Genomic DNA, 14,153 nt, shown 5'->3' with positions numbered 1-14,153 from the left:
GCAACCCCAGGCGCGCCGCACCGAAGGCGATGTTGGCCGAGCTGCCGCCCAGGTATTTGGCGAAGCTGGCCACGTCCTCCAGACGCGCGCCGACCTGCTGCGCGTACAGGTCGACCGCGAGGCGGCCCAGGCACGCCAGGTCGAAGCGACGGCCGCTCGGAAAGCGCAGCGCCATCAGATCGTCACCCCTTCCAGATCGGCCATCAGCGACTGCATCTCGGCGCCACCGGCCATCATCTCGAGCACCTGCTCGCGGCTGGCCTGCGTCTTGTCGAAGGTGCCCATCGAGCGGCCGCGGGTGAGCAGCGTGAAGCTGTCGCCGATCGGGTAAGCGTGGTTCACGTTGTGGGTGATGAAGATCACCGAGATGCCGCGCTCGCGCGCCTTGTTGATCAGCTTGAGCACGTTGACGCTTTGCTTCACGCCCAGCGCCGCGGTCGGCTCGTCGAGGATCAGCACGCGCGCGCCGAAATGGATCGCGCGGGCAATCGCCAGGCACTGCTTCTCGCCGCCGGACATCGTGCCGATGATCTGCGCCGCGTCGCGCACCTTGATGCCCATCTCGGCCAGCCGCTCGCTAGCGGTCTGCGCGGCCAGCGCGTGGTCCATCACCGGCAGCAGGCCGAACAGCCGTTTCACCGGCTCGCGGCCCATGAAGAAGTTGCGCGCCACGCTCATCATCGGCACCAGTGCCAGGTCTTGGTAGACGGTGGCGATGCCGCGGTCCAGCGCCTCGCGCGGCGAGCCGAAGGCGACCGGATCACCATCGACGAGGTACTGACCCTTGTCCGGCCGGTGCACGCCGGCCAGCGTCTTGATCAGCGTGGACTTGCCGGCGCCGTTGTCGCCGAGCAGGCAATGCACCTCGCCTTGCTTCAGCCGCAGCGTCACGCCGTTCAGCGCGATGACCGGGCCGAAGAACTTGCTGATGTTCTCGAGCTGGAGAATGAAGTCGCTCACGCTCCGCTCCTTCAGCGCCGGCCCAGCGCGACACGGCGCCGGATGTAGTTGTTGAACAGCACCGCGGCCAGCAGCATGCCGCCAAGGAACACGCGGTACCAGTTGTTGTCGATGCTGGTGTAGCCGATGCCGATCTGCACGACGCCGAAGATCAGCGCGCCGAGCGAGGCACCGATCACCGAGCCGTAGCCGCCGGTCAGCAGGCAACCACCGATCACCGCGGCGATGATGGCTTCGAACTCCTTCTGCAGCCCGCGGTCGGCAGCCGCCGAGCCCGCGTCGGCCACCTGCAGCACCGCGAACAGCGTCGAGCACATGGCCATCAGCACGAACAGGATGATCTTGACGCGTGCGACCGGGATGCCGCAGTTCTTCGCCGCATTGGCATCGCCGCCCACCGCCAGCACCCAGTTGCCGAAGCGGCAGCGCGCCAGCGTGAAGGCACCGGCCAGCGTCAGCGCCAACCACCACACGACGACCTTGGGGATGCCGGTGGCCAGCGCCGTTCCGTCGTCACGCGCCGCCACCCAGCCCCAGGCCGCGAGCTGGTTGAACAGGCCCTCGCCGACGTGGCCGCTGAACAGCGCAGCGAACAACACGTCAGCCTGCGCCAGCTCGCGCAGCGACTGGCCTTCGTTGACGCTGAGGATGGTCTTGCCGGTCAGCAAGATCGACACCGCCAGCGACAGACCGCGCAGGATGAAATAGAACGCCAGCGTGACGATGAAGCTGGGCAGCCCGGTCTTCACCACGAGGTAGCCGTTGAGCGCGCCGAGCGTGATGCTGAGCGCAAAGGCGAAGACCGCCGCGGCCCACAGCGGCCAGCCCCAGTAGAGCGCCGGGATCGCCAGCATCATCCCGGCAAAGCCGATCATCGAACCGATCGAGAGATCGAACTCGCCGCCGATCATCAGCAGCGCCGCACCGACGGCGATCACGCCGAGGAAGGCGGCCACGGTGGCCCAGTTCACCACGCCTTCGAGGCTGAACATGCCGGAGCCGCCGGCACTCAGGCCGAACAGCACGAATACGAGAACGGCACCGGAGAGCGAGCCGAACTCGGGGCGGCCGAGCAAAGCGCGCCACGGGCTGACGCGGCGCATGCGCTCGTCGGGGGCCGCGCCCACGGTGGACGCGGAAGGAGTCAAGGGAACGGCACTCATCGCAGGGGGATCTGCCCGTCGGGCGGAGTCGAGTGGAGGTTGCATGGCAAGCAGGAATCGTCAGCAGCGCCTTGCCAGCATGCGCGGCGCTGCCGTCAACGTCAGCGGTACTGACCCGCGTACTTCTCGACCTTGGCGATGTTGTCCTGCGTGACGAAGCCGGGGCCCGAGAGGATGTGGCGCTTGCCGTAGACCGGCGCCAGGCCATATTCGTCGAAGCGCGCCTTGGCCTTCGGATTGGCCTTCACCGCCTCGGCCACCGCTGCGCGGTCGGCACTCTTCAGCTGCTTCATCGTCGCCAGCACCGCCACCGGGATGTAGCCCTGCAGGTAGGGCTGCTGGTCGATGCCGAACTTGACCGAGCCGTCCTTGATGCCCTTCGATATCTCGTCAGAGAGATCGAAGCTGGCCATGTAGAGCTTGCCCTTCAGGCCGGCCTTGTCGAGCGCCTTCAGCGTCGGGGCCGCCGAGGTCGGGCCGAGGGCGAGCACCGCGTCGGTCTTCGGGTGCTGGCGCAGGTAGGCAGAGACCTTGGCCTCGATGCCGTTCGGGTCGTCGCCGGCATCGAGCGTCGAGGTCTTGTAGTCGGCGCCGATGATTTCCGCGAAGCCGCGGCAGCGCTCGAACGAGGCCGGGTTGGTGGCGTAGTGGTTGACGCACAGGAAGGTCTTCACCCCCGCGGCCTGCGCCTTGTAGCCGGCACCGCGGCCGGCCTCGTACTCGGGCTGGCCCACGTGCATCACGGCGCCAAGCTTCTCGCTTTGCGCGGTGGTGCCGGAGTTGATCGTGATCAGCGGGATCTTCTTGTCGGTGACCTTCTTGATCGCGCCTTCGAGCACGCTGTAGTCGGCGATGGTGGTGATCACGCCGTCGTAGCCGGCCGCGGCGGCCTGCTCGATCAGGCGCGCCATGTCGGCCAGGTCGCCGGTGGGCGGGTTCCGGTAGTCGACCTGCACGCCGAAGTCTTCGCCGGCCTGCTTGATCGAATTCTTGATCGTGTTCCACCACGCGTCGGAATCGGGTGCATGGCTGATCAGCACGTAGCGGCCGGCCGCCTGGGCCGAACCGGCGGCCAGCAGCGCGGCGAGCGCCAGGGTCTTCAGCAGTGCACGCTTGGTCTCGAAGGTCATCGTCGTCTCCAGTCGTCGTCGTGATCGGTTCCCAGGTGGCGGACAGCGCCGGCCTGTGGAACTCATTCTAGGAACGATGGAAATGAAATTTCCTAAGTACAAACGTGTGGAATTTTTTTTCTGTTTTCTATAAGATCCGGCCCACGATGAAAGATGAAGAAGACCCCGTGGCCACCGCCGCCGATGAGTTCCTCGCGCAGATGGGCGCCGAGTACGAGAGCCTGTCGAAACAGTTGAAGCTGATCGCGCGTTATGTCGAGAAGCACCAGGACCAGCTCGGCATCGAGCGCATCCAGGATGTGGCCGAGCGCTGCGGCGTGCAGCCCTCGGCCGTCATTCGCTTTGCCAAGCACTTCGGCTTCTCGGGCTACAGCGAGATGCAGAAGCTGTTCCGCGACGGCATCCGCCAGCAGCTGGCACCGGGGCGCAACTACCAGGCCCGCATCCGCGACGTGATCGAGCATGCGCAGGGCCCGCTGGCCGCGGCCGACATCGCGCACGAGTTCATCGGCGGCAGCATCGCCGGCATGCAGGAGCTGCAACGCGACCTGCACAGCTCGATCTTCACCGACGCGGTGAACCTGCTGGCCGAGGCCCAGACGGTGTGGCTGGTCGGCTCACGCCGCTCGTTCCCGGTCGCGGCCTACCTGGCCTATGCGCTGCAGCACACCGACAAGCAGATCCAGCTGGTGCACGGCCTGGGCGCGATGCAGGACGGCCAGTTGCGCGGGCTGAAGCGCGGCGATGTGCTGATCGTCACCAGCTTCTCGCCGTATGCCGAAGAGTCGCTCGACGCGGCGCGCGAAGCCGCCGCACGCGGCGCCCACATCATCGCCATCACCGACAGCCGCATGGGCCCGCTGGCGGCCGAAGCGGCCGCGGTGCTCGTCGTGCACGAGGCCTCGACCTTCGGCTTCCGTGCACTGACCAACACGATGTGCCTCGCCCAGAGCCTGTTCATCGCGCTGGCCTACCAGCTCGAACTCAAGTACCGGCCTGCTCACGAGCAGGCGGACCCGCACTGATCCATTCCTGCCCCCTCACGGAGCCTTCATGAAGAACGTCGCGCTGTTCGGCGCCGGCCGCATCGGCCAGATCCATGCCCACAACTTGGCCGCCCTGCCCGGCGTCAAGCTCGTCGCTGTGTGCGACCCGGTGGCCGACAACGCCGCGAAGCTCGCGCAGGCGCTGGGCGCCGCGGTATCGACACCCGACGTCGTGTTCGCCAACCGCGACATCGACGTCGTCGCGATCGCCTCGCCCACCGACACCCACAGCGACCTGATCACCCGCGCCGCCGCGGCGGGCAAGCACATCTTCTGCGAGAAGCCGGTCGACCTGTCAGTGCCGCGCGCCGAGGCCTGCGCTCGCGCGGTGGCCGAGGCGAACATCGCCTGCATGATCGGCTTCCAGCGTCGCTTCGACCCGACCTTCAGCGAAGCGCAGCAGCGCCTGGCGCGCGGCGAGATCGGCCACCCCGAGATGCTCGTCGTCACCAGTCGCGACCCGGGCGCACCGCCGGCGCAGTACCTGAAGGGCTCGGGCGGCATCTTCCGCGACATGCTGATCCACGACTTCGATGTCTTCCGCTGGATCCTCTGCGCCGACGGCGACGAACCCGTGTGGCTCAGCGCCACCGGCTCTTGCCAGGTCGACCCCGCGATCGCCGAGATCGGCGACATCGACTGCGCCGCCGTCACGCTGCGCACGCGCAAGGGCCGGCTGTGCCAGATCAACACCTCGCGCCGCGCCGCCTACGGCTACGACCAGCGTTTCGAGGTGTTGGGCAGCACCGGCCTGCTGGCCTGCGGCAACCACAAGCCGACCGAGGTGCAGCAGTGGGACGCGAACGGCGTGAAGGCCGACAAGCCGGAGCACTTCTTCTTGCAGCGCTACCGCGAGGCCTACCGCCTCGAACTGGCGCACTTCTTCGATTGCCTGCAGTCGGGCGCCGCCTTCCGCACCACCATCGCCGATGGCGTGGCGGCGCAGAAGCTGGCCGATGCGGCGACGGCGTCGTGGCAGAGCGGACAGGCGGTAACGCTGTGAACAGCGTCCGCATCGGCATCGCCGGCCTCGGCCGGCTGGGGCGGCGCCACGCCGAGAACCTCGCGTGGCGCATCCGTGGCGCGAAGCTCGTCGCTGCATGCAGCCCGATCGCGGCCGAGTTGGAAGCGGCGCAGCGCGACTTCGGCATCGAGCGGCTGCATGCCGACTTCGAGGCCTTCGTGCACGACCCCGGGATCGACGCCGTGGTGTTGGTCACCCCCACCGCGCTGCACGCCGACCAGGTGATCGCCGCGCTCGAAGCTGGCAAGCACGTGTTCGTCGAGAAGCCGCTGGCGCTGAGCGTCGGTGACTGCGAGCGCGTGCAGGCCGTCGCCGAGCGTCACCCCGGCCGCGTCGCGATGGTCGGCTTCGTGCGCCGCTTCGACCCGAGCTATGCGAACGCGATGGCCGAGGTCAGCGCCGGCCACATCGGCCGGCCGTTCCTCGTGCGCTCGCAGACTTGCGACCTGAACGACGACAGCGGCTTCTTCGTGCGCTTCGCCGAAAGCTCGGGCGGCCTGTTCATGGACTGCAGCGTGCACGACATCGACCTGGCGCGCTGGATGCTCGGCGCACCGCGCGCCACCCGCGCCTTCGCCAGCGGCACGATCGCGCTGCACGAAGGGCTGGCCCAGCATGCGGACGTGGACAACGGCTTGGCGATCGTCGAGTTCGAAGGCGGCGCGCGCGCCGTGTTCTACGCCTCGCGCACCTTCGCCCACGGCCACGAGACGCAGACCGAGGTGATCGGCACGGCAGGCAAACTGCTGGTCGGCCATGGCGCCCCGCGCGACCGCGTGGTGTTGAGCGATTCGCAAGGCGTGCGGCACCGCGCGGTGGCCGACTTCTTCGAACGTTTCGACGAGGCCTTCGAGCGCGAACTTCAGGCCTTTGTCAACGCCTGTGTCGGCGGGCCTGCCGTGCCGTTGACGCTGGCCGATGCGACCGAGGCCACGCGCATCGGCGTGGCCATCACCCGCTCGTTGCGCAGCGGCATGCCCGAAGCGGTGTGAGCCGCCCGGCGTGCCCCGCTCACCACTTGGTGGGCGGTGGTGTGCCGCGGCCTGTCCAGCGCTCGACCACGGCCGCCAGCAGCGCGGTGCTGATCGGCTTGGTGACGAAGTCGTCCATACCGGCGTCGATGCAGCGTTGGCGATCGCCGGCCAACGCGTCGGCGGTCAGCGCCACGATCGGCGTGTAGGCGCCACGCAGCGTCTCCTCCTCGCGGATGCGAACGGTCGCCGAATAGCCGTCCATGCCTGGCATGTGCAGATCCATCAGGACCAGGTCGTAGCGGCTGCGCTCAACCGCCGCGCAAGCAGCCGCCCCGTTGTTGACCACCTCGACCACGCAGCCCAGCTTGGCCAGCATGTTCTCGACCACCAGTTGGTTGACCGCGTCGTCTTCGACCAGCAACACGCGGGCCGACACCTTGTCCACCTCGCCGACGGGAACGCTGTCCTGCGATGGCGGCAGCTCGGCCAGGGCCGGCGGTTCGGATGATTTGCGCAGGCTCAGGTCGAACCAGAAGGTGGAGCCCTCGCCCAGCCGGCTGGTCACCCCAACCTGGCCGTGCATCAGCTCGACCAGATGCTTGACGATCGCCAGGCCCAGGCCCGAGCCGCCGAAGCGGCGCGTGCTGGAGTTGTCGGCCTGGGTGAAGGATTCGAAGACCATGTCCAGCTGATCGCTGGCGATGCCGATGCCGGTGTCGCGCACCGCGAAGCGAAGGTGCTCCGTGTCGCCCGTCTTTCCCAGGCGAATGATCTCCAGCGACACGCTGCCCCGCTCGGTGAACTTGACCGCGTTGTGCAGCAGGTTGACCAGCAGCTGGCGCAGGCGGATCGGGTCGCATTCCAGGTGGCTCGGCAGATCGGGCGGCACGAGGCAGGTCAGCTTGACCGGCTTTTCACGCGCGGCCACGGTCATCAGGTCGACCGCCTCGGTGGCGAGCGCGCGCAGGTCCACGGCCGTGGGGTGCAGCACCAGCTTGCGGGCCTCGATGCGCGACAGGTCGAGCACGTCGTCGATCAGCGCCAGCAGCACCATCGCCGAGCGATGCGCGGTCTTGGCATAACGCCGCTGGTCAGGTGACAGATGCGAGCCCAGCAGCAACTCGGTGGTCCCGAGAATGCCGTTCATCGGCGTGCGGATCTCATGGCTCACCACGGCCAGGAACTGCGACTTGGCCTGGTTGGCCTGCTCGGCCTGGCGGCGCGCCATGTCCAGCTCGACCGTCTGCAGCTCCAGCGCGCGGGTCTCGTGCTCGAGCCGCTCGACCAGGCCGCGCGCCGCATGCACCGCCGAGCGCAGGCGGTCGCGCAGGCGCTCGATCACCAGGCCGGTGACGGCCAGGTAGGCCCCCAGCAGGTACATCGTGCCGGCGATCGCCAGCCGGTCCGTCCAGGGCGCCACGTCCGGGCGGGCCATCAGCATCACCAACGAGTAAGCGAGGTAGGTGCCGAAGATGACGTGGTTGAAGTACAGCGCCCGTCGGAAGCCGAAGCCCACCTGGTCGGCCACGCGCACGAGCAGGAAGAAGGCGAAGAAAAGGTTCGACGGCTCGAAGAAGTACAGGTGGGGCAGCCAGACCAGCAGGTCGAGGTGGAACAGCGCGTGGCTCAGGTCCACCCCGAGCACGCGGCCGTAGCCCATGCGCAGCGTCACCCAGGCCAGCCCCGCGTACGACAGGCTGAGCGCCATCAGCAGGAACATCGGCAACAGCGGCAACGCCTCGGGGTTGCGCGCATGCTGCACCACCGACATCACGCAGATGATGGCGAAGCCGACTGCGCGAACCGCGGGGATCTGGACGGTGTAAAGGCGCCGCGCGTTCTCAGCCTTGCGGGCGCCCAGCAGCGCAGCGTCGAGCGTGAAGCTGGACTCGAAGGGGGTCGCTTCGGGCGCGTCCAAGTCGACTCATCTGCAGGGTTATCGGTCGATGGTACGCCGATCCGCTGCATCGCACAGAATGGAAACGGTCCCCTGGATACGTGACGGTCGGCTGGACCGCCCGACGCGCGAAGCGTGCTACATGCGCCCCAGCGCGGTGGCCGGCCGGGCGCTGCGTGCTTCGTCCCAGAGGTCACGCGCCTGCATCCACCAGTAGGCCGCCTGGGTGGCCGCCCGTCCCAACGGGCCGCCGGCCCAGCGCAGCGGGAAGGCCTGGTAGCGGCGCCATTCGTCGTCGCCTTCGGTGATCGCGTTCGCCAGCAGGATGGCACCGGCGGCCGTCTGCCCCACGCCGTGGCCGCCATAGGCCGACGACACCCACAGCCCAGGCTCGAGCTGGCCGATGAACGGCATCTTGTGCACCGCGTACCCCATGATGCCGGGCCAGGCGAAGGCGATGTTCACTTCGCCGTGCGCGCGCAGTTGCGGGAAGACGGCCAGGATGTGGCGCCGCATCAGGCGGCGCAGGCCACGCGGCTCTCGCGTGTCGGTGGTGATGCGCCCGCCCCAGAGCAGACGGTCACCATCGACGACGCGGAAGTAGTCGCAGGCCCGCCGGGTGTCGGTCACGGCGCCACCCCAGCGCACGCAATCCTTCAGCGCGGCGCCCATCGGTTCGGTCACCGCGACGTAGGTGGCCACCGGCAACACCGAGCGTGCCAGCGGCCCGTGCAGCGGCCCCAGGTCGGCGTTGCCGGCCAGCACCAACTCGGGCGCCTCGACGCTGCCCTTGGCCGTATGGGCGGCCCACACGCCACCCTGACGCCGGATCGATTGCACCGCGCTGCCCTCGAAGACATGCCCGCTGCGGCGCGCGATGTCGGATGCCAGCGCAAGCGCCAGGTTCAACGGATGGATCTGGAACGAGTCCGGGTCATGCACCGCCTCGTGATACCGGTGCGTCTGCAACACCGAGTGGACCTGCAGTGAGCTCCACGGTTCGAACCGGGCCCCCAGCGCGTGCGCCAGCGAATTCACCTGGTCGCCGAAGGCCGGGCCTTGGGCCGTGCGGCAGCAGGTCAGTTGGCCACGGCCCATCAACAAGTCCGGCCGCTGCAGCTCCCCGATCACCTGCTCGACCAGCCTCACCCCGGCCTGGCTGTGGGCGAACAGCCGGCGCGCCGTGTCGGCGCCCAGGTGCTTCAACAGCGCGGCCGAGCTCTCGGCGAAGCCGGGGCTGACGAAACCGCCGTTGCGGCCCGAGGCGCCCCAGCCCACACGCTGGCGCTCGAGCACCACGACCCGTCGCCCCTTGGCGACCAGCAGCCGCGCCAGATGCAAACCGGCAAACCCGCCGCCGACGATCGCCACATCGGCCTGCAGCCGCCCCTTCAGCACCGGCCAGGCCTCGGCGTGGGTGCGGGTGGCGGTGTACCAGCTGGTCGGGTAGTGGGCGATCAAGGAGGACGGCGGCGGCATGGCCGCAATTCTCGTTCCCGCGGGACGGAATTTTTGCCGACGCCCGGGTCACTCCCAAGGAACGAGGCCATCCGGCGTCGCCGGCAGGTAAAGAAAGGTTTCACCGTCGGCCGCTCGCGGAAAGTGCGGCGTTGGCGAAGGATAGAGGCCTCAGTTCCCCGTTCATCCGGCGACCGCGGCTTGCCCGTCGCCCGCACACTGGTTGACATCCCGCCTTTCGCCCTGGCCACCCTTTTACTCCCCGCCCCCATGAGCTCTTGGCAGAAACTCCTCCAGCGCGGCCGCGCCCACCCCCGAACCACCCTCGCGCTGGCCACAGCGCTGCTGTCGCTGGTCGGCCTGTTGTGGCTGTGGCAGCACGCCGACGCCGAGGCCCAGTCGCGCAAGGACCCCGCCGCGCTGCAGTTCGAGAACGACCCCGATGCCTGGCTGAGCCGGCCGCACACGGTGTCCGACTTCGTGCAGGCAGCTCAGAGCGGCCAATTGGCGGCCGTCGGCATGGCCAATGGCAAGAGCGGGCTGGTGTTGTACACACTGAAAAACGGTGACAAGGCCAGCACCCAGGTGCCGGGCTGCTCGTCGCTGGGTTGTGCCGGCACCGTTCTGGACCGCCTGGGTGAGCGCAGCGCCGCCGCCGGCTTCGCGTTGGTGGGGGTCGAGATCGACGGCCGCACGAAAAGCCAACGCGCCCTCGGTGCGATCGAGGCCGCGGTGCCCCCCGTCCTGCTGGTGCTGCTGCTCGGCGGCGGCCTGTTGATGATGACGCGGCTGCAGACCAATGCCGGCAACAACGCCACGACGATCGCGACCCGCCCCGAGACCCGCTTCGCCGACGCGATCGGCAACGACGAGGCCAAGGCGGCACTGAATCGTGTGAAGGCCTTCCTGCACGACCCGGCCCAGTACGCCAAGCTGGGCGCTGCGGCGCCGCGCGGTGTGCTGCTGGTCGGCCCCCCGGGCACCGGCAAGACGCTGCTGGCCAAGGCACTGGCCGGTGAGAGCAAGGCCCACTTCATCGCGGTCGACGGCTCGTACTTCACCGCCACCTACTACGGCGCCGGCGTCGCCAAGGTCAAATCGCTGTTCAAGCTGGCGCGCAAGCAGGCGCCTTGCGTGCTGTTCATCGACGAGGTCGACGGCATCGGCAAGCGGGCCCAGGGCGGCCCGGGTGGCGGCGCCGAGTCGGAAATGAACCGCATCATCAACCGCGTGCTGGTCGAGATGGACGGCTTCGACGCGATGGACAACGTGGTGGTGGTCGCCGCCACCAACCACGAAGACAACATCGACGAGGCGCTGCGCCGCCCCGGCCGCTTCGACATGCTGGTACGGCTGAACAAGCCGACGCTGCCCGAACGCGAGGCACTGTTCGCGCTCTACCTCAACAAGGTCAAGCACGACGGCCACGCCGATTGCGCAGCACTGGCGCGCATGGCCACAGGCATGTCGCCGGCCGAGATCGCCAACGTCGTCAACAAGGCCGCATCGACCGCCGCCGAGCAAGGCGCCGACCACGTGACGCCGGACCACCTCGTGCGCGCGGTCGAAACCCAGCTGCTGGGCGGCGATGTGTCGCCGATCAAGGACCTGCTGACCGACGAGACGCGCCACCGGCTGGCTTTCCACGAAGCCGGCCACGCGCTGGTCGGCCACTGGACCGGCGCCGGCCGCATCGAGCGCGTGACGATCGAGCCGCGCGGCCCCGGCCTGGGCGTGACCTACATGACGCGCGAGACCGAGGACCCGCTGTACGCCCAAGGCGAGCTGGTCAGCCGGCTGGCGATGATGCTGGGTGGCCGCGAAGCCGAGCTGATGGTGCTGGGCAGCGTGTCTTCAGGCGCCTCGGACGACCTGAAACGCGCGTCCGAACTGGCGATCCAGATGGTCGGCCAGCTCGGCTTCTCCGAGACCTTCGGTTTGCTCAGCATTGCCGGCGTGCCCAAGGAACTGCTGGGCCCGGACGTGCAAGCCGGCGTGCTGAACGAAGCCCGCGCGCTGCTTGAACAGGCCCAGGCCACCTGCCGCACCGTGCTGACCGCCCAGCGCGGTCGATTGGACGCGATGGCCGACGCGCTGCTGTGCACCGAGGTGTTGTCGGGCGCACCGTTGAAGGAATTGCTGGGCGACCCCGCGTCGCCCACGCTGGCAATCGCCGCGCCGCGACCCGAGCTGACGGCCGCTTGAGCCTTCAGGCTGCCGATCTGCCGGTCAGGGCCGCCGAGGACAAGCCGGTGGCCAGTCTTCGGTGCCTTCGCGGTGCCAGACGAAAAACTCGCCGCTGTCGCCGGCTTTCAGATCGCGCGAGAACATCAGCGTGCGGCCGGATGGTGAGGCCAGCACGCCGATCTCGCTGCCGTTCAGGTTGATCGCGTCGGGCAACTTCCGGCGTGGTGACCAGCCGGTGTCGCCCAGGCGGCTTTCGTAGAGGCCGTCGCCGGCCATCACGACCAGCGACCGACCGTCCGGCAAGGGCTGCGCCTCGTATTCGTCGCCCGGGCCGTTGACCGCCGGGCCGGCGTTCTCGATCCGCCATGCGCCGCCGGCGTCCTGGCGCGCGCGCCAGATGTCGGTCTTGCCCAGGCCGCCCGGGCGGTTGGAACCGAAGTAGAGCCAACCGTCGGCCGCCAACCGCGGGTACCACTCCTGGCCCGGCGAGTTGATCGGCTCGGGCAGGCGGACGGGCCGGCCCCAGCGGCCGTCGGCGTCGCGGTCGACGCGCCAGATGTCGAGATCGGTGCGGCTGTGGCCGTCGGTCGAGCGGGTGGAGATGAACCAGAGGCTGCGGCCATCCGGGGTGAACCAAGGGTCGGCTTCGACGCCGTCGCCCGCGAAGGCCGCATCCATCGGCGTGGACCACCCGCCCGTTTCGCAGCGGCTGCGCAAGATCCGCCAACCGCGAAAGTCCGCTTCGCTGCGCACGAAATACAGATCGCCCGTCAGCGGGTCGAACGCCGCATGGGACTCGAACTTCTCGCTGGCGATGCGCTCAGGTGCCCAACGCTCGACTGTGTCGGCGGACGGCGCCGCACCCAGCCCTGCGGCTGCCACGACAAGAACAGCGGCAAGGCTCCAGTGCGTCATGCGGGCCGGTGCACGGCCAGGGGCCATCCGCCCTCGCAGCAGCGGGCCGAGCCGTTCGAAGTCGCAGCCCGGCGAACCGGGTGAATCAACGGCAGGCATGGTCTTCGGGTCCAACACGTTCACATGAAGCCACAGCCATCGCGACTTCACCAGGGCCCGCGTTGCTGAATCGCATCAGGCGAACAACTGCGCCAGCCGCCCCACCGCCGCTTCGGACAACGCACGGTCCGGCGCGGTGCTGTCGTCGCCGAAGTCGCGTTCGCCCTGGGCCTGCACCAGCACACCCTCGCGCCGCGACACCATCACCAGGTTGTGGCCGCGGTAGATCAGGTTGTAGTTGACTTCCGGCTGCGGGATGAGCCGCGCCGTCTGGCCCCGCACCGGCACGATCGTCTCGTCGCCGAACAGCGCGCGAGCACCGTAACCGGTGGCGTTGACGACCGTGCGCTCCTTCAGGCTGGCGAACTGGCGCGGGTGCGCGAACTCGCGCTGCTCGATCTCGCCCCCGTCGCGCATGAAGTCATCCATCAGCAAGCGTGAATAGCTCGCCAGGTTGAACATCATCTGGGTGTAGCGGCGCACATGCGGCACGGCGAACGGGTGCTGGTGCGGCTGCAGCAGCTGCGAGCGCGGCCACAGGTCGCGGATGCGGGACTCCAGGTCCGGGTAGTCCGGCTCGATGTCTTCGATCGCCGGGGGCGGCAATGGCTGGTCGAACGGCAGGTCCGACAGCACGTAGCCGTCGCGCCACTCGACCGGGTCGCCCGGCAGGCCGAGCAGGCTCTGGTAGACCTTGAAGGAACCGCGAGCCATCGCCTCCCAGCGCGGCATGAACTCAGGCGTCGCATGCTCTTCGGTGCAGATGCGTGAATCGGGCGACCAGACGCCCGTGGCGGCCGACGAGCGCACCTCGGGCGGCCGGTCCTTCGCGTAGATGCGAACCCGCAGGCCCGCGCGTTGCGCAACGCGCGCAGTGGTCAAGCCGATCGCGCCGCAGCCGACGACGGCCACGTGTTTCTCACGCGTGGCCAGGATCAGCGGCAATGCGGCCTGGGCCGAGCCCCACGACAGGGACCAGCCACTGCCGCCATGGCCGTAATTGTGCACGATGGTCCTGCCATGGCGCCGCTCGGCCTCGATCCGCGGGCCCTGCGGCCGAAACGGCCGGGTGCAGACGGCGATGTCGATCAGGCGGTCGGGTCGGGCGCGCACCGGTGCGAGCGCTCCCGGTGCCGAGAACGGCGGCCGTGCACCAGCGGTGACGGCCGGCGCGGCCTCACCATTCGCCAGCGCGGCGCCCAGCGGCGAAAGACTGGTCAGCGCAGCACCGCTGCGCAGGAAGTGTCGACGTTGCATGGAAAGCCGGGAAATGAAGCGGCGCGCATTATCGCGGTGCGCT

Annotated in this window: 11 protein-coding genes; 4 read left to right on the top strand and 7 right to left on the bottom strand. The window is 68.8% G+C overall.

Features of this window, described 5'->3' with window-relative positions; all coding sequences use genetic code 11:
• Positions 1–174: 174 nt before the first annotated feature.
• The 3 genes from VFY73_RS04880 to VFY73_RS04870 form a co-directional block, all read right to left on the bottom strand.
• Positions 175–960: an ATP-binding cassette domain-containing protein gene (locus VFY73_RS04880; protein WP_329716794.1), complete on the bottom strand. Its 786-nt coding sequence runs from the start codon at positions 958–960 to the stop codon at positions 175–177.
• 11 nt (positions 961–971) lie between these two features.
• A complete protein-coding gene (locus VFY73_RS04875; protein ID WP_329716793.1) occupies positions 972–2,123 on the bottom strand; it encodes an ABC transporter permease in 1,152 nt (383 codons plus the stop codon).
• Between the two features lie 101 nt (positions 2,124–2,224).
• Positions 2,225–3,253, bottom strand: coding sequence for a sugar ABC transporter substrate-binding protein (locus VFY73_RS04870; RefSeq protein WP_329716792.1), 1,029 nt, complete (start codon positions 3,251–3,253; stop codon positions 2,225–2,227).
• A gap of 146 nt (positions 3,254–3,399) precedes the next feature.
• On the opposite strand from VFY73_RS04870, the gene VFY73_RS04865 reads away from it, so the two are divergent.
• The 3 genes from VFY73_RS04865 to VFY73_RS04855 are packed head-to-tail and all read left to right on the top strand — an operon-like array spanning position 3,400 to position 6,315.
• Positions 3,400–4,278: a MurR/RpiR family transcriptional regulator gene (locus VFY73_RS04865; RefSeq protein WP_329716791.1), complete on the top strand. Its 879-nt coding sequence runs from the start codon at positions 3,400–3,402 to the stop codon at positions 4,276–4,278.
• Between the two features lie 28 nt (positions 4,279–4,306).
• Complete coding sequence (gene iolG / locus VFY73_RS04860; protein ID WP_329716790.1) at positions 4,307–5,302, top strand: inositol 2-dehydrogenase; 996 nt, start codon at positions 4,307–4,309, stop codon at positions 5,300–5,302.
• Entirely contained in the window at positions 5,299–6,315 is a 1,017-nt protein-coding gene (locus VFY73_RS04855; RefSeq protein ID WP_329716789.1) for a Gfo/Idh/MocA family oxidoreductase, read from the top strand. The genes iolG and VFY73_RS04855 overlap by 4 nt, the downstream gene beginning before the upstream one ends.
• Before the next feature lie 19 nt (positions 6,316–6,334).
• Here the strand turns inward: VFY73_RS04855 and VFY73_RS04850 are convergent, their stop codons facing one another.
• Both VFY73_RS04850 and VFY73_RS04845 read right to left on the bottom strand, forming a co-directional pair.
• Positions 6,335–8,215 (bottom strand): ATP-binding protein, encoded by a 1,881-nt coding sequence (locus VFY73_RS04850; protein WP_329716788.1) that lies wholly within the window; start codon positions 8,213–8,215, stop codon positions 6,335–6,337.
• A gap of 117 nt (positions 8,216–8,332) precedes the next feature.
• On the bottom strand, positions 8,333–9,673 hold the full coding sequence (locus VFY73_RS04845; protein ID WP_329716787.1) for an FAD-binding oxidoreductase: 1,341 nt from the start codon (positions 9,671–9,673) through the stop codon (positions 8,333–8,335).
• A 249-nt stretch (positions 9,674–9,922) separates the two neighbouring features.
• Between VFY73_RS04845 and VFY73_RS04840 the strand changes: the two genes are divergently transcribed.
• Positions 9,923–11,857, top strand: coding sequence for an AAA family ATPase (locus VFY73_RS04840; RefSeq protein WP_329716786.1), 1,935 nt, complete (start codon positions 9,923–9,925; stop codon positions 11,855–11,857).
• Between the two features lie 24 nt (positions 11,858–11,881).
• Here VFY73_RS04840 and VFY73_RS04835 read toward each other — a convergent pair whose 3' ends face one another.
• Positions 11,882–12,853 carry a hypothetical protein gene (locus VFY73_RS04835; RefSeq protein WP_329716785.1) on the bottom strand — a complete coding sequence of 324 codons (972 nt, stop codon included), beginning with the start codon at positions 12,851–12,853 and terminating at the stop codon, positions 11,882–11,884.
• Between the two features lie 75 nt (positions 12,854–12,928).
• Entirely contained in the window at positions 12,929–14,110 is a 1,182-nt protein-coding gene (locus VFY73_RS04830; protein WP_329716784.1) for an FAD-dependent oxidoreductase, read from the bottom strand.
• Between the last annotated feature and the right edge of the window lie 43 nt (positions 14,111–14,153).

It is taken from the genome of Ideonella sp., from assembly GCF_036277275.1.
Classification (GTDB): Bacteria; Pseudomonadota; Gammaproteobacteria; order Burkholderiales; family Burkholderiaceae_C; genus Ideonella.
The sequence above is the reverse complement of the archived record's forward strand: the minus strand, read 5'-3'. Positions and strand labels throughout refer to the sequence as shown.

Coding starts and splice junctions, on each gene's coding strand:
- VFY73_RS04875 (WP_329716793.1), bottom strand. CDS start 2,123: ATGAGTGCCGTTCCCTTGACTCCTTCCGCGTCCACCGTGGGCGCGGCC.
- VFY73_RS04870 (WP_329716792.1), bottom strand. CDS start 3,253: ATGACCTTCGAGACCAAGCGTGCACTGCTGAAGACCCTGGCGCTCGCC.
- VFY73_RS04865 (WP_329716791.1), top strand. CDS start 3,400: ATGAAAGATGAAGAAGACCCCGTGGCCACCGCCGCCGATGAGTTCCTC.
- iolG (WP_329716790.1), top strand. CDS start 4,307: ATGAAGAACGTCGCGCTGTTCGGCGCCGGCCGCATCGGCCAGATCCAT.
- VFY73_RS04845 (WP_329716787.1), bottom strand. CDS start 9,673: ATGCCGCCGCCGTCCTCCTTGATCGCCCACTACCCGACCAGCTGGTAC.
- VFY73_RS04840 (WP_329716786.1), top strand. CDS start 9,923: ATGAGCTCTTGGCAGAAACTCCTCCAGCGCGGCCGCGCCCACCCCCGA.
- VFY73_RS04835 (WP_329716785.1), bottom strand. CDS start 12,853: ATGCCTGCCGTTGATTCACCCGGTTCGCCGGGCTGCGACTTCGAACGG.
- VFY73_RS04830 (WP_329716784.1), bottom strand. CDS start 14,110: ATGCAACGTCGACACTTCCTGCGCAGCGGTGCTGCGCTGACCAGTCTT.